The sequence below is a fragment of the Saccharopolyspora endophytica genome (assembly GCF_018070075.1).
Taxonomy (GTDB): Bacteria; Actinomycetota; Actinomycetes; order Mycobacteriales; family Pseudonocardiaceae; genus Saccharopolyspora; species Saccharopolyspora endophytica.
In genome coordinates, this window is record NZ_JAGPXE010000010.1 from 36,106 (window position 1) to 55,919 (window position 19,814).

At 66.0% G+C, this 19,814-nt stretch carries 21 protein-coding genes, 1 tRNA gene and 1 pseudogene; 13 read left to right on the forward strand and 10 right to left on the reverse strand.

Features of this window, described 5'->3' with window-relative positions; all coding sequences use genetic code 11:
* Window positions 1-4 precede the first annotated feature (4 nt).
* On the forward strand, window positions 5-1,228 hold the full coding sequence (locus tag KBO27_RS22080) for an MFS transporter (protein WP_210971798.1): 1,224 nt from the start codon (window positions 5-7) through the stop codon (window positions 1,226-1,228).
* Here the strand turns inward: KBO27_RS22080 and KBO27_RS22085 are convergent.
* Window positions 1,225-2,304: an ArsO family NAD(P)H-dependent flavin-containing monooxygenase gene (locus tag KBO27_RS22085; protein ID WP_210971799.1), complete on the reverse strand. Its 1,080-nt coding sequence runs from the start codon at window positions 2,302-2,304 to the stop codon at window positions 1,225-1,227. The genes KBO27_RS22080 and KBO27_RS22085 overlap by 4 nt on opposite strands.
* Window positions 2,305-2,416: 112 nt before the next feature.
* Between KBO27_RS22085 and KBO27_RS22090 the strand changes: the two genes are divergently transcribed.
* Genes KBO27_RS22090 through trxB form a run of 4 tightly spaced genes read left to right on the forward strand, consistent with a single transcriptional unit; the run spans window position 2,417 to window position 5,523 of the window.
* A complete protein-coding gene (locus tag KBO27_RS22090) occupies window positions 2,417-2,794 on the forward strand; it encodes an ArsR/SmtB family transcription factor (protein ID WP_210971800.1) in 378 nt (125 codons plus the stop codon).
* Window positions 2,791-3,888, forward strand: a complete 1,098-nt coding sequence (gene arsB / locus KBO27_RS22095; RefSeq protein ID WP_210971801.1) for an ACR3 family arsenite efflux transporter — start codon at window positions 2,791-2,793, stop codon at window positions 3,886-3,888. The genes KBO27_RS22090 and arsB overlap by 4 nt, the downstream gene beginning before the upstream one ends.
* Window positions 3,869-4,546 carry an arsenate reductase ArsC gene (locus KBO27_RS33870; protein ID WP_246537789.1) on the forward strand — a complete coding sequence of 226 codons (678 nt, stop codon included), beginning with the start codon at window positions 3,869-3,871 and terminating at the stop codon, window positions 4,544-4,546. The genes arsB and KBO27_RS33870 overlap by 20 nt, the downstream gene beginning before the upstream one ends.
* A 14-nt stretch (window positions 4,547-4,560) precedes the next feature.
* Window positions 4,561-5,523, forward strand: a complete 963-nt coding sequence (trxB, locus tag KBO27_RS22105; protein WP_210971802.1) for a thioredoxin-disulfide reductase — start codon at window positions 4,561-4,563, stop codon at window positions 5,521-5,523.
* A 174-nt stretch (window positions 5,524-5,697) separates the two neighbouring features.
* Here trxB and KBO27_RS22110 read toward each other — a convergent pair whose 3' ends face one another.
* Complete coding sequence (locus KBO27_RS22110; protein WP_246537824.1) at window positions 5,698-6,540, reverse strand: sulfite exporter TauE/SafE family protein; 843 nt, start codon at window positions 6,538-6,540, stop codon at window positions 5,698-5,700.
* A gap of 188 nt (window positions 6,541-6,728) precedes the next feature.
* On the opposite strand from KBO27_RS22110, the gene KBO27_RS22115 reads away from it, so the two are divergent.
* Both KBO27_RS22115 and KBO27_RS33875 read left to right on the forward strand, forming a co-directional pair.
* Window positions 6,729-7,055: an acyl-CoA dehydrogenase family protein gene (locus KBO27_RS22115; RefSeq protein WP_210971804.1), complete on the forward strand. Its 327-nt coding sequence runs from the start codon at window positions 6,729-6,731 to the stop codon at window positions 7,053-7,055.
* Entirely contained in the window at window positions 6,953-7,870 is a 918-nt protein-coding gene (locus tag KBO27_RS33875; protein ID WP_307870546.1) for an SAM-dependent methyltransferase, read from the forward strand. Before KBO27_RS22115 ends, KBO27_RS33875 begins: the two co-directional genes overlap by 103 nt.
* On the opposite strand, the gene KBO27_RS22130 is transcribed toward KBO27_RS33875, so the two are convergent.
* Window positions 7,839-8,672 carry a hypothetical protein gene (locus tag KBO27_RS22130; protein WP_210971807.1) on the reverse strand — a complete coding sequence of 278 codons (834 nt, stop codon included), beginning with the start codon at window positions 8,670-8,672 and terminating at the stop codon, window positions 7,839-7,841. The two genes, KBO27_RS33875 and KBO27_RS22130, sit on opposite strands and share 32 nt — an antisense overlap.
* Before the next feature lie 190 nt (window positions 8,673-8,862).
* Between KBO27_RS22130 and KBO27_RS22135 the strand changes: the two genes are divergently transcribed.
* The 3 genes from KBO27_RS22135 to KBO27_RS22145 are packed head-to-tail and all read left to right on the forward strand — an operon-like array spanning window position 8,863 to window position 10,793.
* Window positions 8,863-9,189 (forward strand): hypothetical protein, encoded by a 327-nt coding sequence (locus KBO27_RS22135; protein WP_210971808.1) that lies wholly within the window; start codon window positions 8,863-8,865, stop codon window positions 9,187-9,189.
* A gap of 8 nt (window positions 9,190-9,197) precedes the next feature.
* Window positions 9,198-10,340, forward strand: a complete 1,143-nt coding sequence (locus KBO27_RS22140) for a putative T7SS-secreted protein (RefSeq protein ID WP_210971809.1) — start codon at window positions 9,198-9,200, stop codon at window positions 10,338-10,340.
* Between the two features lie 6 nt (window positions 10,341-10,346).
* Window positions 10,347-10,793 (forward strand): hypothetical protein, encoded by a 447-nt coding sequence (locus KBO27_RS22145; RefSeq protein ID WP_210971810.1) that lies wholly within the window; start codon window positions 10,347-10,349, stop codon window positions 10,791-10,793.
* A 56-nt stretch (window positions 10,794-10,849) separates the two neighbouring features.
* Here KBO27_RS22145 and KBO27_RS34920 read toward each other — a convergent pair.
* Window positions 10,850-11,257 (reverse strand): annotated as a pseudogene (locus KBO27_RS34920) (phage terminase small subunit); the annotation flags it as partial.
* Between the two features lie 26 nt (window positions 11,258-11,283).
* Here KBO27_RS34920 and KBO27_RS22150 point away from each other — a divergent pair.
* Complete coding sequence (locus KBO27_RS22150; protein WP_210971811.1) at window positions 11,284-11,946, forward strand: hypothetical protein; 663 nt, start codon at window positions 11,284-11,286, stop codon at window positions 11,944-11,946.
* Between the two features lie 279 nt (window positions 11,947-12,225).
* On the opposite strand, the gene KBO27_RS22155 is transcribed toward KBO27_RS22150, so the two are convergent.
* Window positions 12,226-12,792, reverse strand: coding sequence for a TetR/AcrR family transcriptional regulator (locus KBO27_RS22155; protein ID WP_210971812.1), 567 nt, complete (start codon window positions 12,790-12,792; stop codon window positions 12,226-12,228).
* Window positions 12,793-12,880: 88 nt separating this feature from the next.
* Here KBO27_RS22155 and KBO27_RS22160 point away from each other — a divergent pair, with 88 nt between their 5' ends.
* Together KBO27_RS22160 and KBO27_RS22165 are read left to right on the forward strand one after the other, a co-directional pair.
* Complete coding sequence (locus KBO27_RS22160) at window positions 12,881-13,342, forward strand: nuclear transport factor 2 family protein (RefSeq protein WP_210971813.1); 462 nt, start codon at window positions 12,881-12,883, stop codon at window positions 13,340-13,342.
* A 330-nt stretch (window positions 13,343-13,672) separates the two neighbouring features.
* A tRNA-Ala gene (locus KBO27_RS22165) sits at window positions 13,673-13,744 on the forward strand.
* Here KBO27_RS22165 and KBO27_RS22170 read toward each other — a convergent pair.
* The 5 genes from KBO27_RS22170 to KBO27_RS22190 form a co-directional block, all read right to left on the reverse strand.
* A complete protein-coding gene (locus KBO27_RS22170) occupies window positions 13,710-15,515 on the reverse strand; it encodes a recombinase family protein (RefSeq protein ID WP_210971814.1) in 1,806 nt (601 codons plus the stop codon). The genes KBO27_RS22165 and KBO27_RS22170 overlap by 35 nt on opposite strands.
* Before the next feature lie 284 nt (window positions 15,516-15,799).
* Window positions 15,800-16,180 carry a hypothetical protein gene (locus KBO27_RS22175; protein ID WP_210971815.1) on the reverse strand — a complete coding sequence of 127 codons (381 nt, stop codon included), beginning with the start codon at window positions 16,178-16,180 and terminating at the stop codon, window positions 15,800-15,802.
* Between the two features lie 417 nt (window positions 16,181-16,597).
* A complete protein-coding gene (locus KBO27_RS22180) occupies window positions 16,598-17,650 on the reverse strand; it encodes a DNA-methyltransferase (RefSeq protein WP_210971816.1) in 1,053 nt (350 codons plus the stop codon).
* Window positions 17,647-18,429, reverse strand: a complete 783-nt coding sequence (locus KBO27_RS22185) for a TRM11 family methyltransferase (protein WP_210971817.1) — start codon at window positions 18,427-18,429, stop codon at window positions 17,647-17,649. Before KBO27_RS22185 ends, KBO27_RS22180 begins: the two co-directional genes overlap by 4 nt.
* Window positions 18,422-19,270 carry a hypothetical protein gene (locus tag KBO27_RS22190; RefSeq protein WP_210971818.1) on the reverse strand — a complete coding sequence of 283 codons (849 nt, stop codon included), beginning with the start codon at window positions 19,268-19,270 and terminating at the stop codon, window positions 18,422-18,424. Before KBO27_RS22190 ends, KBO27_RS22185 begins: the two co-directional genes overlap by 8 nt.
* Between the last annotated feature and the right edge of the window lie 544 nt (window positions 19,271-19,814).

Below are 19,814 nucleotides of genomic sequence, written 5' to 3' on the forward strand. Positions count from 1 at the left end.
CCGCATGCACTCCGAACCGCGGACGACCGCCGCCGCACCGCCTGTCGAGGCCGTGCGGCGGCGTCGCGCGCTCATCGCCCTGTGCATCACCGAGATCACCAGCTGGGGCGTGCTGTACTACGCCTTCCCGGTGCTGGCGCCAGCGATCACGCGGGACACCGGCTGGTCGCTGCCCGCCGTAACGTGGGCGTTCTCGACCAGCCAGATCGTCTCCGCGCTCGCCGGCATCGCGGTCGGCCGATGGCTGGATCGGCGTGGCCCGCGTGGCGTAATGACCGCCGGTTCGGTGGTGGCCGTGATCGCCGTTGTCGGCATCGCGCACGCACCCAGCTACGGATCGTTCTTGCTGGCCTGGGGCGTGGCGGGGTTTGCGATGGCGGCGACGTTCTACCCGCCTGCCTTCGCCGCGCTGACCCGCTGGTACGGGCCCGACCGCGTGCGCGCGCTGACCGCGTTGACGCTGGTGGCGGGCCTGGCCAGCACGGTGTTCGCGCCCCTGACCGCGGCGTTGAACGACCACCTCGACTGGCGCGGCACCTACCTGGTGCTGGCCGTCGTGGTCGGAGTCGTCACGATCCCGCTGCATGCCGGGCTGCGGCTGCCGTGGCCGCACGCCGATCACGCCGAGCGTTCAGCGGGCAACGGTCACGCCTCCGAGATCGCCCGGAGTCGACCGTTCCTGGCCTTGCTGGCGACGATGGCCCTCGGCGGTTTCGGTGTCTACGCGGTGGTGATCAACCAGGTTCCGCTGCTGAGCGAGCGCGGCTTCGACTCGCAGTTGGCGGCGTGGGCGCTCGGACTCGGCGGGGTGGGCCAGGTCCTGGGGCGGCTGGGGTACGCACAGCTGCAACGACGCACCGGGCCCCGTGGCCGCACCGTCATCATCCTCGCCGCATGCGCGGTGACCACCGCGGTCCTCGGGATGGTCCCCGGCCCGGAGGGGTTGTTGATCGTCGCGGCGATGCTCGTCGGGATGGCCCGCGGTGTGTTCACCCTCTTGCAGGCGACCGCGGTCAGCGACCGGTGGGGCACCGCCGCCTACGGGAGGTTGAGCGGCCTGCTGTCGGCCCCACTGATGATCGCCATCGCGCTCGCACCGTGGGGAGGCTCGGCGATCGCGGCGGCCCTGGGTGGATTCCCGGCCTTGTTCCTCGTGCTGGGAGCCATGACGGCAGTGAGCGCGCTGCTCGCGTTGGCCACCCGACCCGCCGTCCGGACGGGCGGTTAACCAGCGGACCGTGCGAGGCGTTGCGCGATGTCGGCGACCGCTGGTTTCGCGGTCCGCGCGGCGCCCACCAGGGTGGCCGAGGCCCACCCGGTCCAGTCGCCGTAGCCCAGCAGGTGCAGCCGTGGTTCGGCGACGCTGCGCGTTGCTTCGGTCGGGACGATCCCGCTCTCGATGCGCAGGCCCAGCGGCGCGAGGTGTCGCAGGGCGGGGCGGAAGCCGGTGCACCAGATGATCGCGTCGCAGTCGAGTTCGCGGCCGTCGTCCCAGGCGATGCCGCGCTCGGTGAGCCGGTCGAACATCGGCTCAGCGTGCAGCACTCCACGCTGACGAGCCTCCAGCACGCTCGGGACCATCACGATGTCGCCCAGCTGCCCGGCCCCGCCGTCATCGGGAAGTCCCGAGCGGCGTGCGGCCTCGCGCTGGGTGGCCACGTCGAACAGGACCCGGCCGTCGACGTCATCGGGCATGAACCGCGGCGGCCGCGCGGTGACCCAGGTCGTGTCGGCCACAGTGGACACCTCGGCGAGGATCTGGGCCGCCGAGTTGCCGCCGCCGACGATCACGACGTGCTGGTCGGCGAACTCCTTCGGGCACCGGTAGGACTCGGTGTGCAACTGCCGCCCGGCGAAGACCTCGCTTCCCGGATACGAGGGCAGGTGCGGTTGGCTCCAGGTTCCTGTGGCGCTGATGACGATGCGCGCCCGCCACGCCCCGCGGTCGGTGTCGACGGCCAGCCACGCACCGGCGTCGTGAACACCGTCCACGCGCACGGGCCGCTGCACCGGCAGCTGGTAGCGCCGCTCGTACTCGGCGAGATAGCCCACGACGTGGTCGGCGGTGGGGAACTCCTCGCCGGGCTGGCGAGGCATCCACCACCCGGGAAGCGGGCTGTGCTCGGCGGGCGAGAACAGCCGCAGCGAATCCCAGTAGTGCCGCCACGCCCCACCGGGCTCGGGCTGGTCATCGAGGATGACGAAATCGAGCTTCGCGCGGCGGAGGAAGTACCCGGCCGCCAGGCCCGCCTGCCCACCGCCGATCACCACCACATCCCGGGCCTCGGGCACCACAACCTCCATCCACCTGAGTCGAGCAGTCCCGCACCCCGCGCGGCGAGGCGCCGATCACAGCCCGACGGGAAACCTGTCGTCGAGCTTGCGTTCCTATATCGATGGATGTCAAGTTAGACGCATGCCGAAACAAGACGTCCTGATCGTCTCACGGGACCAGGCCGAACCGTGCGCCTCCGCCGTGATGCGGGAGCCGCTGACCGTCGACCAGGCCGCTGACCTCGCCAAGGTGTTCAAGGCGATCGGGGAGCCGGTGCGCCTGCGGCTGCTGTCGCTGATCGCCTCCCACGCCGGCGGCGAGGCCTGCGTGTGCGACCTCACCGACGCCTTCGAGCTGTCCGGGCCCACGATCTCGCACCACCTCAAGGTGCTGCGCGAGGCCGGAGTGATCGAGGGCGACCGGCGCGGCACGTGGATCTACTACCGCGTCAAGCCCGACACATTGCGACTGCTGTCGGAATCGCTGGCCCCGGCGCAGGACGTGGCGGTGACGGCATGACCCAGACGCAAGACAACGCCGTGGTGGCGAAACTGTCCACACTGGACAGGTTGTTGCCGGTGTGGATCGGCGCCGCGATGATCCTCGGCCTGCTGGCCGGACGCTGGATCCCCGGACTCGGCCCCGCACTGGATACCGTGGCCATCGACGGCGTTTCGCTGCCGATCGCGCTCGGACTGCTGGTGATGATGTACCCGGTGCTGGCCAAGGTCCGCTACGACCGGCTGGACACCGTCACCGGCGACAAGCGGCTGATGGCCTCCTCGCTGCTGCTGAACTGGGTGCTGGGCCCGGCGCTGATGTTCGCACTGGCCTGGGTGTTCCTGCCCGACCTGCCGGAATACCGGACGGGGCTGATCATCGTCGGTCTGGCGCGCTGCATCGCGATGGTCATCATCTGGAACGACCTGGCCTGCGGCGACCGCGAGGCCGCCGCCGTGCTGGTCGCGCTGAACTCGGTGTTCCAGGTCATCGCCTTCGCCGCACTGGGCTGGTTCTACCTCTCAGTGCTGCCCGGATGGCTCGGCCTGCCCCAAGTGGGCCTCGAGGTCTCGGCGTGGGAGATCGCCAAGAACGTCCTGATCTTCCTCGGCATCCCCCTTGTCGCCGGCTACCTCACCCGCAAGCTCGGTGAACGCGCCAAGGGCCGTGACTGGTACGAATCCCGGTTCCTGCCCAAGATCGGCCCGGTCGCGCTGTACGGGCTGCTGTTCACCATCGTGATCCTCTTCGCGCTGCAGGGCGATGCGATCACCTCGAACCCGCTGGACGTCGTGCGGATCGCGCTGCCGCTGCTGGTGTACTTCGCGGTGATGTGGGCGGGTTCGTTCGGGCTGGGCAAGGCCATCGGCCTGAACTACGAGCGCTCCGCGACGCTGTCGTTCACCGCTGCGGGCAACAACTTCGAGCTGGCCATCGCCGTGGCGATCGCGACCTTCGGCGTCACCAGCGGCCAGGCCCTGGCCGGTGTGGTGGGCCCGCTGATCGAGGTCCCGGTCCTGGTCGGCCTGGTCTACGTCTCGCTGGCGGCCAGACGCTGGTTCAACCGTCCCTCCACCACCACGGAGGCCGACCATGTCCACACCACCACCTAGCCACCACGACGCCGAGGAATACCGGCCGAGCAATCAGCAGGTCGCCCTGCTCCTCGACCACGCCGCCGCGGAACTGCGGCAGCAATTCCGGGGTGTGTTCGACGAAGAGACCATCCACCACGTGGTCTCCGACACCTACCGGGAGTTGGCCGCCACCGCTCGCGTGCACACCCACCTGACCACTCTGGCCACCCGCTACGCCCGCGAGCGGCTGGCCGACATCGCCCAGAACCAAGGAGCCCCCGTGTCCTCCACCCCCGAGGTCCTGTTCGTCTGCGTCCACAACGCCGGACGCTCCCAGATGGCCGCAGCCCTGCTGCACCATCACGCCCAGGGCAAGGTCGCCGTCCGCTCGGCCGGGTCCGCCCCGGCCGACAGCGTCAACCCCGCCGTGGTCGAGGTGATGAACGAACTCGGACTGGACCTGTCCCAGGAGTTCCCGAAGAAGCTCACCACCGACGCCGTCGAAGCCGCCGACGTCGTCATCACCATGGGCTGCGGCGACGCCTGCCCCGTCTTCCCCGGCAAGCGCTACCTCGACTGGGAACTCGCCGACCCCGCCGGACAGGGCGTCGACGCCGTCCGGCCGATCCGCGACGACATCGACCAGCGCGTCCGCGCCCTGCTGGCCGAGCTCGTTCCGGAGGTCGCGCAGTGAGCGAGGTCCGCAACATGATCATCGTTGGTTCCGGTCCGGCCGGCTACACCGCTGCGGTGTACGCGGCCCGGGCAGAGCTGGAGCCGGTGATCTTCGAGGGAACCCAGTTCGGTGGCGCACTGATGACCACCACCGACGTGGAGAATTACCCCGGGTTCAAGGACGGGATCATGGGTCCCGACCTGATGGAGCAGATGCGGTCGCAGGCCGAGCGCTTCGGTGCGGAGCTGCGCACCGAGGACGTCGAGCGCATCGACCTCTCCGGTGAGGTCAAGACCGTCGTGGCAGGCGGGGTCGAGCACCAGGCTCGCGCGGTCATCCTCGCGATGGGTGCCGCGGCGCGCTACCTCGGCGTCCCGGGCGAGGAGACCCTGCTCGGCCGCGGTGTGTCCGCTTGCGCCACCTGCGACGGGTTCTTCTTCCGCGACCAGGACATCGCCGTGATCGGTGGCGGTGACTCGGCGATGGAGGAGGCCACCTTCCTGACCCGCTTCGCGAAGTCGGTGACGATCATCCACCGCCGCGAGGAGTTCCGCGCCTCCAAGATCATGCTGGAGCGCGCTCGGGCTAACGAGAAGATTAAGTGGCTGACCAACAAGGCCGTGGACGAGGTCCAGGGCGAGGGCAAGGTCGCCGGGCTGAAGCTGCGCGACACGGTCACCGGTGAGACCTCCGAGCTGGCCGTGAGCGGCATGTTCGTGGCCATCGGGCACGACCCGCGCAGCCAGCTGGTCCGCGGCCAGGTCGGCCTCGACGACGAGGGCTACGTGCAGGTGCAGCAGCCCAGCACGCACACCGGCATCCCCGGCGTGTTCGCCTGCGGTGACCTGGTGGACCACACCTACCGGCAGGCCATCACCGCCGCCGGGTCCGGTTGCTCCGCCGCGATCGACGCCGAGCGCTGGCTCGCCGAGCACGAGACCCCGCAGGCCGAGATCGCATCCGAGCTGGTCGGCGGCGGCTACGGCCAACGCTAGGCCCTCACAGAGCCCTGTGGGCCGGGCCTTGCCACGATGAGCAAGATCCCCGGCCCGCCTGGGCCTCGTTCAGCCACAAGCTCGATCGGAAAGCCCTCGCTGCTCTCCGCCTGGCGCTTCGAAGCTCCTGATCAATCGCGGGGTTCGAACATCAGGGGCTTGCAAGCGACGGTACTACTGGTGTCGCCATACCTTGACCGAGGACAGCAGCAGCAAGCTGACCAGCAAGGGGATCAGCACGGCATCGGGTACCACCCCTAGCAGGAGCCCACCCAGCACAGTCCCGATGATCGATCCGGCGGACATGGTAGCCACGAATTTCGCGTTGCCGCGGAGCACCTGGAAGCTCTGGTCGCGGCTGTACCGAGCGAAAGCCACCAGCATCGTCGGCAGTGAGACTGCCAGCGACAGGCTTCCAGCGGTCTTGATGTCAACTGCGAACAGCAGAACGATCGCCGGGATCAGCAGCTCCCCACCTGCCACACCCATCAACGCGGCGACAACACCGATCGCCAGCCCCGCGGCGATGCCCGCGACCGTGCGGGTCACCGGTGACAGATCCAGTGCTCCGGTACCACCGAAATGGCTCCATGCCAGGGCTATCGCGATCAGGACAAGCAGTGCCGCCAGCACTCGATACAGAGTGGCTGAACGCATCCTCGTTGCCCACGTGGCCCCCACCCACGCTCCGATGAGCGTGCCACCGAGCAGATTCACGATCACCGACCACTGGGCGACGACCTCGGCGTAGGGAACCGACACCAAACGTGCAGGCAACGCGGTGAGGACCACGATCAGACTCATCGCTTTGTTGAGGATCACGGCCTGCAGCGCGAGGAATCCGAAGAGGCCGATCAGCAGCGGCAACCTGAATTCCGCGCCACCGAGCCCGATCATCCCGCCGAGCACACCAATTCCCGCACCAGCCGCAAATGTCCAGGTCAACGACGGCTTCCGGTGGCCTGCATCCCCACGCGCGTTGGTCTGCGTTTCGCTGTCCCCGCCACCAGTGGCCATCACGGCGCAACCCTATGCCACTCACGCCTCGCTCTGGTTGGCCAAGATGCCTGGTGCTTGCCGTTGTCTCACGGGGAGGGGCTGCTGTGGCTCGCATCCAAGGTCGCGCCACGGTCCAGACCGCTGGACGACGTCGGCTGGCGCGGTGTGCAGCTGGCGGATTTGGTGGGCGAGTGCGCGGGCACGGCGTGAGCCGATGCCGAGTTGTCGGCGGAGCCGCTCGCCACCTCGTCTACTACGCGGCCTGGTTACTCGAGCAGGGCGAGGACTGCGATGCCGAGTTGTTCAACGCCAAGCACGTCGCTATCGAGCGTGGCCTGGACTCCGCGCGACTCGCCCAGGAAGTCTTCGGTGCCCGCGCGCTGCGCGCGAGCGCCCCCATCGAACGACTCACGCGGGACCTCCACCACCTGTGGGCACCCGCCGGCACCGCCGACGTCCAGCGATACCGGTTCTGGCAAACCGCCACCCACAAGGCGAAGTCCTCCTGGTCGCGCCGCGCCACCACCGCATAACGCCCCCGCGAGCGGGAGACCGCCGTCGGCCGAATAGCCAGACCACAGGCAGGAATTACCCACGATGCACAGCGCACCAGGCCAGATTGACTCGACCAGAGCCAGTATCGCCCGCGTCTACGACCGCTTCCTTGGCGGCAAGGACAACCTTCGCAGTCGACCGCGAGGTCTACGAGCAGATCGTGCAGATCGCACCCGAAGCCCCCGCGCTGGCGCGAGCCGGTCGCCACTTCCTCACTCGTGCCATCACCTACCTCGCCACCGAAGCAGGTATCGACCAGTTCCTGGACCTGGGCTGCGGGCTCCCCACCGCCGACAACACCCACGAAGCCGCCACACGCGCCAACCCGGAGGCCGTGACGGTCTACGTTGACAACGATCCGACCGTCGCCGCCCACGGCCGTGCCCTCCTGGCCGGCGACCCACACACCTACTTCACAGTCGCTGATCTGCGCAGTCCCAGTGCGGTGCTCAACGACCACATCGTCGCCGGGGCGATCGACTTCCACCGGCCACTCGCATTGATCCAAGCAGGCACCCTGCACCACGTTGAAGATCAGGACCAGCCAGCCGAGATCATGAGGGCCTACACTGCGGCGTTGCCACCAGGGTCGTATGTGGTGCTCACCAGTTTCCACAGCCCCGCCGACGGCTCGGCTGCGGCCGTCCTGGCCGAAGAGATCGAACGCCGCTTCCGCGGCAGCTCGATGGGCATGACACCCCACCCCGCCTGGTTGTTTGCGGTGGGGCTCTGTGGGGGGTCCCGGGCTCGGCGAACGGTGTCTACTCGTTTGGCGCAACCACGCGGTCGTTGACGATCTCAGCCAGGACCTTCAGGACGTAGAGGTTGACCTGCATCGAGATTCCGATCTGGTTGAGGCTCCCGAGCAGGGGGATTCGTCCGTCATCATCCGGACCATCCGACTTGGTCAAGGAGTCATAGATCCACATGCGGCTATGGGCCGCTCCGCTGTGCATTCTCCAGATGCTGACCGGCAGTGGATCGAGGTCACGGCCGTCGCTGGATGTGGGCCCGCTGAATGCGGGATCCATTCCGGAGCGAGCATCGATGATCGCCTGCCCGCCCGTGATCGTGTCGAGGATCTTCGGTGTCGCAGCTGTTCCACGACGCTGCATCAGCATGCCCTTGAGCCTGTCGACCTCGTCTGTTACCCCCACGGCCCATGAACTGACGAGTTCGTCTCCTCCTGGGAACGGTGCGTGCATTCTCGCAAGCGCGGTCTTGGCGTTGGTTACCTCAAGAGTGAAGAGCTGATAGAGGCGGGTAATCCGCTCTTCAGGTTCCTCCGGGCCGATCAGCCAGGCGGTCTGGCACGCGACCTCGTACACGCTCCTGAGCAGAGTGAAGGGGGCGACGAACCGGGTTTCCAGTTCATCGGGCATGAGCCGCCGCAGCACCATCAAATGGTCTGCGGCGCACGACAGTCCCCACACTGTCCGGGTGTAGGTCGACACCGGAAGCTGGTCGTGTTCGGCGTCGACCGCGAAGTCGCTGCCGGGCTCTGGCCTGGGTAGATCGTTCAACCACACGAAAAACTGGTCCGTGAGATCCACGAACTCATCGAGATAGCCGTCAAGATCGCCCTCGGTCTCCACGCGTCGAGGCTAGATGACCTACCCACCTAGCTGAGACCGGTATTCCGTAGGCGACGCACTACGTCCCTCTCTCAGCGCTGACTGCTCCGATCGGGTTCTCTTGATCAACCCCGGCGTGCCGCCCAGGTCCGGCACGTACGGTGCACGCGGTTGTCTGATGGCCTTGATCGAGATCAGGAGGTGCGCTGACGTGGACGGACCGGGCTTCCACGTGGACGTCGACATCCTGGAGACCGCCGCGAGAGCGATGCAGAAGATCGCGGCCGATCAGAAGGCTGCCGAGCTCGCGGAGCTGTGTGACGGCGATGCCCAGACGGTCGGCGACGACGCCCTGTGCGATGCGCTGGTGGCCTTCTGTGAAAAGGCCAGCGCGGGCATCGACTACCTGGTGGACAAGGCCGACGACACCGGGGAGGGGCTACGCGAAGCCGCGCAGACCTACCGCGAAACCGATCGCGCCGCGATGGGGCACCTGGCCGGCGACCCGGCTGCCGCGGCAATGGACGAACATTTCTAGGGCGAGTGATGGTCGACCGTAAGGAACTGGGCGAGACCGAACTCGCTAACGAACTCGTTCCCGGCAAGCTTGAGGTCCTGTACCGGTACGCGCAGACGTTGCGGGACCGAGCAACCGATGTGATCGCTGACGCCGAAGCGCTCAAGAGCATCGACACCGGCGCGTGGACCGGCCCCGCCTACGAGGCCTACGCCGAACACAGCGGGAACCAGTGGCCCAAGTGGCTCAAGCTCGGTGATGCGATGGCCTACGGCGCCCAGGCCGTCGAGAGCTACGCGAACTGCCTTGGCTGGGCTCAGATGCAGGCCAACCAAGCCATCGAGCTCTATCGCCGTGGCCAACAGCTCACCCATGAGGCGCAGCAAGCCCACAACAAGACGGTCGCCCAGTACAACTCCGGCCAAGGCGACCCGGCCGCGTTACCGCCGGTGTTTCACGACCCCGGCGAGGAATACCGGCAAGCCGCTCGCGAGCTCCTCGACCGCGCCCGGCGGCAACTCGAAGCCGTGGCCGGCGAGTCCGCGAAGGCCCTCAACGAGATGGCCGAAGCGATACCCACGGAGGACGAGGAGTCCACCGGGGAAACCATCGCGCACGCCCTCACCGACGCGGCCGGGCTGATTCCCGGTATCGGCGAGGTCGTCGATCTCGCCCATGCCGGGGTCTACGCCTTGCAAGGCAAAGGCACCGAGGCCGCGCTGACCGCAGCGGCGGCCGTGCCCTTCGTGGGCTGGGCCGCAGGTGGGACCAAGCTCGGTAAAGCGGGCAAGCGGATCGGTGAAGCGCTAGGCATCGGAGAGAAGGCCCGGTTCGGCTGGTCCGATCGGATCGGCAAAGGCGCCTACCGGGAGAACTTCTTCGAGGCCTACCCCGATCTCAAAGGCCAGGTGGTGGTTCACCATGCCGTCGAGCAGGCCGTCATCACGAAGCATTACCCCCACCTGGACATTGCTCCGAACGAGATGCACTCGCTCGACAACCTCCGTGGGATCCCCAACGAGCTCAACTCAAAGATGCACCTGAGCGATATTCGCAAGGACTGGACCGCCTTCTACAAGGAAAACCCCAACGCCACGAAGCAAGACCTGCTTGATCAGGCCACCAAGATGGACGACAAGTACGGGCACCAGTTCAGGCCACCAGTACGATGAGGACACATGACACACCACAAGCTGACTCCTGACGTCCCCGGCGAAATCGGAGACGACACCGAGCTGGATCGCAGTGTTCACCCGCCTCGGGTCCTGCACCTTGCCTACGTCATCGACAACTGGCTCGGAGATGATCTCTTGGAGGCCTACCCGGCCTTCATGGTTACCGATCACCTGCGTGGCTTGCTAGAAGGTTCCGGTCTCAGCGGCTACGAGATCCGACAGGCCGACGTCACTATCGAAGAAGAAGCCCGTGACACGCTGCCGATGATCGGTCGCACGGAGTTCCCCGAATTCCTCTGGCTGCACGTCACCGGCAAGCCCGGACACGACGACTTCGGCCTCACCGCGAAGGGCGATCTTGTCGTGTCAGATCGCGCCCTCGAGGTGCTACGCCAAGGCCACATCGATCGCTGCGACATCGACGAATACGACCAGAGCACTGGTGCATAGCGTCGTTCACCGGCCAAAGCTCGCGCTAGCGGACTAGAGCCCGAGCTGTTTCTGTAGTCCTCGATCGCGGACACGCTGGCCTTCTCCACGGCCTGCCCGCGCTCGATCTCGATCCGAACCCGGCGCCGGGCGCCCTCGGTGACCAGCAGGTCCGACATCGCTGACATGAGCGCGGCGAACATCTGCGACGACGGCCGCGCCGATCGGATGTAGCGGTCCATCTCGTGTGCGACGAACCGCGCGGCCTGCCAGTCCGAAGGCTCAAAGTACTTCGCTTGAGCCGACTCCGTGAGCGCCTGGTACCAATCGGCGACCAACGGATGCGGGGCCTCCAAGCCGAGTCCAGGAAGTGTCACCGTGCCCAGGGCCGTCACGGTCTCAGTCGGAACGTCCGGCCTGTTTCGGCGGATGCGCTGGTCCGACCGCTTCGGGACTGGCCCGCGCGATCTGGGCTTTCCGGGCATGTTTCACCTCCTTGTACGATCACGGAATGGGTAGCGTCTGGGGTGACTTCCTGTCCTGGCTCTCGTCGTTGAACCCCAGCTGGGTCTCGGCTATCGCGTCGTGCTTGACCGTGCTTGTGTCACTTGCCGCGTTCTGTACCGCCGTCTGGGCAGCGCGAGCGGCATGGAAACAGTTGGAGCACCTGAAAGAACAAAAGGAGCTTGAACAGGCATCCAAAATTTCGGGTTGGCTTGCAGTCGAATCCGATCACGAAGCCGGCACGTTCCAGGTCAACCTTCGCTTCGTAAACGCAAGTAGACTGCCAGTTCACCAAGTCCTCGTTCAGCCCGTCGCGCTAGAGGCCGACGAAGCTATGTTGGAACTAGCTGAGCCCACTGAGAAGATCGTAACCATACCTCTCGATTTCGCCACCCAACGAGCGAAAGAGCTCATAGCCCGAGAAACCGAAAAGTCGCTAAGGGAGCTAGATCCAGAAGAACACTTCCTTGCCGGGCCTGCCGCGTATGCCTTCGCCAGGGCAGTGCTACTGAAGCAAGGTACGGTTCTCTGGTTTCGCGACAGCCAGAACCGGACATGGATACGCCGCGCCAACGGAACCCTCGAACCACCGAAGCTAGATCGAAAAGGAAACTACGTAGATGGTCGAGCCCTAATTCGGCACCCATTGGAGTGGCCCGTCGAATCTTGATTCAACGTCGGGCTTCGTTCGTTTCGTACCGACGCAACGGCCTTGACGATCTGGCTTCGTCTTCCAGACGTTCGCAGCACGCTTAGGTGGCCTGTCAGCCTTCTCGGGCTGAAACGGCGAACACCAGGTCGGCGACCTGCTCAATCACCGCGGCCTGGTGCGGCTGCAACTCCTGTTACCTCATCGCCTGGTGTCATCCAACGTCGCGCGCCACGAGTTCGACACAGCGCTCAGCCTGTGGTGTTGCAGGCAAAGAGGTTGTTGACGGCGTGGCTGTAATCAAGGTGTTCCGAGCAGCGTCGCGACGGCTGCGTGCGCGTGGCGGGCTGGGGCGGGGTCGCCACTGATGCCGGCCGCCACGATGGCTCCTTCAGCGAGTAGGAAGACCGGTTCAACCACCGCTAGCCCGGTGGCGTGGACCCACACCGCGATCTGGTCGTGGAATGCCTGCTTGTGCGCCCGGACTTCGGCTCGCACCGCCTCGGATGCGGGTCCGAGTTCGCCGTGGGCATTGATCCAGGCACATCCGCGGAAGCCGGGTTCTGCGAACCACTTGGCAAGCCAGTCGAAGATCGCGAGTACGCGCTCGTGGGGATCTTCGACCGCCTCCACGTGGGCCGTCAGGCTCGCCCTCCATCGCTGATCGCGACGCTTGAGCACCGCCACCACGAGGTCCTCCTTCGCCGCGAAAAGTCGGTAGATCCGCTTCAGCGGCAGGCCGGATACGGCACGGACCTCATCCATGCCGACCGCCTGGATCCCTTGCTCGTAGAACAGCCTTTCGGCTACATCGAGCAGGGTCTCGCGGTCCAGGCGGTTCTGTTCGTCGGTGATTGGGGCTGGCATCCGGACTCCTTGGCATTGAGAACGTACGTTCCCTATCGTAGGCTCCCACCTATAGAGAACGAACGTTCTCAACGTTAGGAGGCAAACAATGTCGGAAGATCGCCCGCCGTACCCACCGTTCACGCAGGAGACGGCCCTGCAGAAGGTCCAGGCGGCTGAGGATGCATGGAACACCCGCGACCCGCACCGGGTGGCCCTGGCTTACACACCGGACTCGACGTGGCGGAACCGGGACACGTTCGTCCGTGGCCGCGAGGAGATCATCGCGTTCTTGACCCGGAAGTGGGAGCGCGAACTGGACTACGCGCTGCGTAAGAGTCTCTGGGGCTTCCGCGAGAATCGGATCGCCGTCCGCTTCCAGTACGAGTGCCACGACGCAGAAGGCCAGTGGTGGCGCAGTTACGGCAACGAACTGTGGGAGTTCGACGAGCACGGCCTCATGCGGCGCCGCGAAGCGAGCATTAACGACGTTGCCATCGCTGAAGCTGATCGGCGCATCCACGGCCCTCGGCCCACGGACGAGTACGGCGTCGATATCCCACTCCGGTAGATCGCGGTCGAGCGCATCGAACGGGTTTTCTGACTTCCCCGTACCGTGAGACCACCCCTCCTGTCTTGAAAGGGGCGTACCCGATGACGTCAGCCGTGATGCTGCGCCATCCAGGTGCGCGGAGCATGGCGGAGAGGAGGTCTGCTTCAGGGGAGTCAAGGTGCCTCGTGCGAGGCTTCCGAGACCACTTGGACCAAACCAGCCTCCCGACGGAGAGAGAACACAATGTGGCGAAAGGGTCGTGACCTGCGGAAACATGGAAACGTCGGATCGGTCATGGTAGACACCTTTACTGTGGGGGTTAGACTTCACAGCGACCTGGGAAAATGGGCTTGAGCATGCCGGTGGGCTCCCACTTGACTGGCAGTCAAGGGGTCAGGGGTTCGAATCCCCTCAGCTCCACCTTAGAGATACTACTAGAACACGTGCCTGACTGAAGGCCCTGGAGTAGTACCGCGACGCCGGAAGGCGAGGACGAGCCACCCGCTTGGCGGGTGGCTCTTTTGCTGTCTCGGGGCTCCGGAACGGCGGGCATGCTGTGCTGTGCGTCTCGCGTTGATCGTTGCGTCTGCTGGATGGCATGGAGCTGACTGAACGGTTCCTGGAGATCGTGGTCGGTGACCTCCTCATCCTCGATGTAGATGTTGTGGAAGACCGCCTGGTTGAGCAGGCGCCGCTGCTCGTCGTTGCACCGCCGGTACAACTGTTCGGGCCGTTCGAGCAGCTTCAGGCTCACGTCGATCAGGCGGGCGGCATCGGTGAGGTCGGCGGAGGCGGTGTCGAGGCGCTGGTTAAGGTGCCGTCTCTGGCGTTCGATGCCGCGGAGCTTGGCTTTGACCTTTGTCTGCGGCAAGGTGCCGTCGGCTGCGAGGTCGATCAAGTTCTCCTCCTGGGTGTCGAGTTCGGCAAGCTGGCTGGATAGTTGCTGGTGCAGCAGTCGTGCGGATTTCTCCTGCTCGCTGATGACGGTGTCGATCTGGGCTCGGACATCGCCGATGAACGACTGGTTGAAGCGGATCGTGGCGTAGTGCCGTTCGACGGCGTCCTCAACCAGTTCGGCGTTGACGTGTGGGGCGTCGCAGGTGCTGTTCTGCCGGTTGCGGCAGAAGAAGTACAGGTACTCGGAGCCTTTGGAGTTGACGGTGCGCTGGATGATCATCCGTTGGGTAACCCCGGCTCGTCGGCAGCGCCCGCAGAACAGTGAGCCCTTGAGGTAGTGGTGGTGCACCCGCCGCCGCTCCTTGGCCGCGGACCGGGCGGTGATTCGGTCCTGAACCCTGTCGAAGAGGTCTTCGTCTATCAGCGGCTCGTGCCGGCCGCGGACCTCTTCGCCCTTGTAGGTGACGTAGCCGATGTAGTAGCGGTCCCGCAGCATCTGGGAGAGCTTGTTGATCGAGACCTTCTTCGCCGGGTGCTTGGCGGTAGGGCGGGTGCCTAGGCCGCGGTCGTAGAGTTCGTCGGCCAGCTCATCGAGCGTGTAGTCCCCGGTGTCGTATAGCTCGAAGGCGAGCTGAACGAAAGGCGCCCGCTCGTCGTCGACGACGATGGTGCGGATCACCCGGCCGTCGGAGTGGTCGATGTGGTTGAGATACCCGATCTTGGCGCGTCCGAGAGTCCCGCCAGTACGGGCTTTTTGCCCCATCTTGTTGGCGATGTCGGCGCCGGACTGGCGGGACTGGTACTCGTTGAAGGTGGCCAGGATGCCGTGCATGAGCTGTCCGACGGGCGAGTCATCGACCGCTTCGGTGGCGGAGACGAGCGTGACGCCGCGCTTGCGGAGGTCAGCCATGACGATGGCGTCGTCGTAGCGGTTCCGCGCCATGCGGGAGAGCATGTAGACGATGACGTAGTCGACATCACCCTGAGCGCGCACGCGTGCCAGCATCCGCTGGAATGCTTCCCGTTTGGTCATCTCCGTCGCTGAGCGGCCGGGCTCGACATACTCATCGATGACGGTCAGGCCCAAGTCTTTGGCCTTGCGCAGGCACGCCTCCCGCTGGGCCGGGATGGAGATGCCCTCGGGGTCGTAGTCGGTCTTAACCTGCCCAGTCGAGGACACGCGCAGGTAGATCACCGCCCGCGCGCCTGGTTCCACGTCGTCCGCGGGGTGCTCGACAGGAACAGCGATCTCCTGCTGCAACTCGTCATTGGAGTCAGCGTATGCGCTGGTCATGACAGCCCTTCGTGATTCGGTGTGATCAAAGGGATTTCGTCCAACGGCTGATTGGTCAACAGCGGCGCAGCGGCCAACCTGTCGGCCATGACTTCGTGACCCAGGTCATGGCGCCACCGGTTGTAGATCCGACCCGGACCGGTTCCAAGGGGTCCAGGTTCGATTTCCCCGGCTGAGGTCGTGTGGTTGAGGCGGTATGGGGGACATCGTCAGACCTCCTTGCGAGCGCTGCGTAACCGCGTGCTCGGCGTGGTGGCGGTGCGTGTTGAAGGGAACTCCCGGACCTACGCTGCCCGGCGAGGTTGTCGCTGGTCAGCCGTCGTTTTGGTGTCCGATGCGTCGGTGTCGGCCGGTGCCGGTTGCTCATCGTGGGTCTCGTCCTCCAACATCTCTGCCGCGAGGCTGGCGACCACTTGCGCGAGCTTGTGGATATCTGGTGGATCGCGGCGGACACCGCGAACGACCAGGTTCTGGCCGGTCCGGCGGGCGTTGCCTCGCCTTCGCGTCTTCCTGGCTGAGGCGCTGGCGTTGCCCCGCGGCTGGGGTTCGGTCGGAACCGTAACGCCGGCGCTGTCGCCGAGGTGGGGCAACTTGGCGAGGTTGCCGGGTTCGTGTTCGCCTCCATCGGTCGAGGCGTGCTGGGCGTGGGGTTCGTCGGGGCACATGAGCGCACCTTTCGGGCCCGCGAGCCCGCTGCCGAGCGGGAGGTCGCGGGCGCTGGTTGACCGGTTGGGCAAACGTCGACGCAGCGGACACACCCCAGCCGGGTCGCCCGCGGCCCTTACCACTAGGGCGCGGGCACGCGCCATGCCGCGCGCTGTGGTGGCTGGGGGTGTCGGCGTGGGCGATCAGTGGGACTTCGACTCCCCGACTGCTCTCGGGCACTCATCGGGGCCAGTACTCCACCGACCGACTGGACCTCGGCGTCCCGAGGTACACCCGTACGGGGAAGCGCTCGGTACTGGGTGGCCGGCGTGGGACGGTCGACGCGCGGTCCAGATTTCAGTAAGGAGGATCAGGTGGTCGCACTCTGTTGATTCGCAATCATGATTGCGCGCCGTTTTGGATCGTCCTCGTTTCGGTCAGGCCGCCTCTCCGGTGCCGCTGGGTAGCTCACCGAGAAGCCGACGAATGAATATGTCGTGGTAATCCGGCCGCAAGTCAATTCCTTGGAAGGATCGGCCCAACTGTCGCGCGGCGAGGCCCGTCGTGCCAGCGCCAGAGAAGGGGTCGAGAACGCGGCCGTTTTCCGGGCAGCCCACCGCGATACACCGCTGTGGAAGGTCGACTGGAAACGGAGCACAGTGTGCATCCGGCAGTGGTCGTGTGGAGAGCGACCAGACGTCGCCGACATTCTTCCCGGTTCCCCGCGGCTGCCACGGGGACCGGACCGTGTGCGGCTTGTTGCCCCCACGATGGTTCTTCCGATGCTCCGGGCGGCTCTGCGACAACGGTTCGAGCGCGCGGGCTGCGCCGAAGTAGTAGTCCGGCTGCTTCACCAAGAAGAAGACCATCTCGTAGCGGGACGAGAATCGGTCTGATGCCGGGTCCGGTATGCCGTTGGGCTTGTGCCAGACCATCGCGTTGCGAATAATCCACCCGTCTTGTTGCAAAGCGAGAGCAGCCCGCCATGGAATTCCCATGAGACTTTTGTGGCGAACGGCAGAGGGCGCCTCTTCTTTCGTTATTTTGCGCGTGCTTCCCGTGCCGCTGTTGTGGTAACTAAAACTATCCCGGAGATTGAGCCAGTACGTCCCCTGTGGGGTCAGCAAGCGCCAGACTTCCGCGCTCACCTTCCGCAGCCGATCAACGTAATCATCGATCGTCGGTTCTAGGCCATATTGCCTATCATGCGCGAGAGCGCCGCACTTCCTGCAACGCTTGTTCACGCTCGAACGAGGCCACGAGGATGTACGTTTCTTGGTGGTTCGGCGTTGATGGGGTGTTGTTCCCAAGGTGTGTCGGCATTCGGGGCTTCCGCCGACCCACACTGCGGTTCCGTAATCACGCAATCCCCAGTGGGGCGGCGAGGTGACGACACAATCCACCGAGGCACCGGACAGTGATTCCATGACCTGAAGTGCATCGCCAACATGCAATTCGATGGCGTCCTCACGATAGTGGAGCCTGTTCACGCAACACCTCGTTCGGGAGTTTCTTCGCGACGTGCGGTTGCGGGGAGGCGGAAAACGAGCACGTCAAGATGAGCAGAGATGGCGGTCGTGCGGCCGTGAATATCTGTGCTTTCCGGGAGGCGACCTGCGCGGCTGACGATTCTCGGGCGCACCCTGTTTCCTCGAATGGGCACGGTGAGGGCGATGCAGTGGTCGGCGGGGACGAGCCCGATCGCGTCGGCGGCGTCGTGGATCTTGCCGGGCAGGTCGAGCAGCCGGCCGTGACGGCGCCACGGGCGGCAGGTGATGACGATGTGCCCGCCGGGCCAGACCCAGTCGGCGACGGCGTCCAGGTCCTCATACAGCCCGACCAGCACCCGGCTGGGGTCGCTGCGCGGGGTGTGCCGCAGCCCTGTGAGGACGAGGTCGACGGCACCGGGTAGCTCGGCGGCGCGGGGGTCGTCGACGCTGTCCAGCAGGGTCGCGGTGCCGACCGGGCCGGCGAGGCGGGCGAGGTCGAGGTTGGCTGCCAAGGCGGATTCCCACCGGGGCTCAGTGGGCAGGCCGAGCGCGTCCCGGCCCGCCCGGAGGGCTTCGGCCAGGACCAGTCCCGGTCCCGGGTTCGGGTCGCAGATGGTGTCGCCGGGAGCGGTGTAGGTAGTGATGATCTGGCGTGCGACCTCCGGGGTCAGGGCGGTGTCGCCGCGGGTGGCCCCGACGTGTCGGTCCGCGACCTGCTGGGTAGGGGAGGTGCGGCCGGTGTCCCAGACGCTGCCGGGGCGCAGGGCGGTCTTAGGCATGGCGGACCTCCGGAAGCGGGGTCGAACGACGGAACACGGAGGCGGTGGTGTGGATGCGGCGGTGGCCGCCGATAGCGATCTCCCGGCGCCTGCGCCGGGTCGCCGGCCGAGGGGCGGACGGGCGTTCGTGAACCAGGATCAGCCGGTCGCTCGAGATCAATCCGGTCAAGGCTGCGGCCCGCGACAACTGACCCGAATGGCCCACTCGCGCCCGCCGGTGATCGCTACTGTGTGTTAGCACGACGACGGTGCCGGCAGGAGCTAGTGCGGCCGTGAAGTCCGCCATCGCGAACGGGTCCGCGGGCTGCTCGGACCAGCCCGCGATGATCAACTCGAAGTCGCCGGAACCCGGACCGGACTGCTCGCCGGTGGACTGCCGGTCGGTCGGGTCCGCGACCGGATCGGTCGTGTCGCCGCCCCGGGGTCCGAGTCCGGACCCGGACCCCGGGGTGGCGGGCAGCTCCCCACCCGCCGCGGCGAACTCCTGATCGCTGTGAGGCCGGGAGTCCGGGTCGGTAGCCGCGCCGCGGCCGAGTCGGAGGACGGACTCCACGAGCCGGTCCCGACGCGTCCGGCTCGAACCGGTCGTCGGGGACTCGGGGGCCGCGAGCATGATCCGGTCGCCAGGCGCGGTGTAGGTCGTGGTGATCATCGAGACTGCGGCGGTGACGATCTCGTCGGCGTCTGCGGCGGGGTCGACGAGACACAGCCGCACCGTCGCCGACACCGGCGAGCCGGTGCGTTCGCGGTGTGGTTCGCGGACCACCCCAAGGCGGGGGCTCGGTTCGTGGCTGTCGGGGGTGTCGGGAGGCGGTACCTCCGGGAGCGGGAGGGCAGACATCGCGTGCTCCGGTGATCGGTCGGTCTTGCCAAGGTCACCCCTGAAGTCCGCGAAAACGGCCTCGATTCGCCACCGGCCTCCAAGATTTTTTGATGAATCCTCGGCCGGAGTGGACACCTAGCGTCACTGGCTTCGCGTCCGCCGCCGGGCCGATAGTTGATCTTGAGGTGGCCTATGCAAGATCAACGGCCGCTAGGGTTGGCGGGGCCAGTAGAGCCCGCGGTGGGCTTGTTCAAGATCGTCCCGGAAACCTCTCAGGATCCTTTTTCTTGTTCTGTCTCTCCGCCTGACCGGGGTGACAGAAACGGAACAGCGTCTGACTAACGCAGCAGCGCACAGGCTTGCTGTTCGTCTAGATCGCGATCTCGAAGTTGATCAGAAGATGATCTCCCTGTTCCGAAAAAAAGATCATTTTAGTTTCGTCTTAGTACGGAACCGTGCGCTGCGCTGTTCCTCGCCTGGCTCTCTCGGCGGCGTCATCAACCGCCGTTCGAGAGGAGTCGAGTAATGGCTCTCCCCACTCGTTCCGAGCACGAAGAGTGGC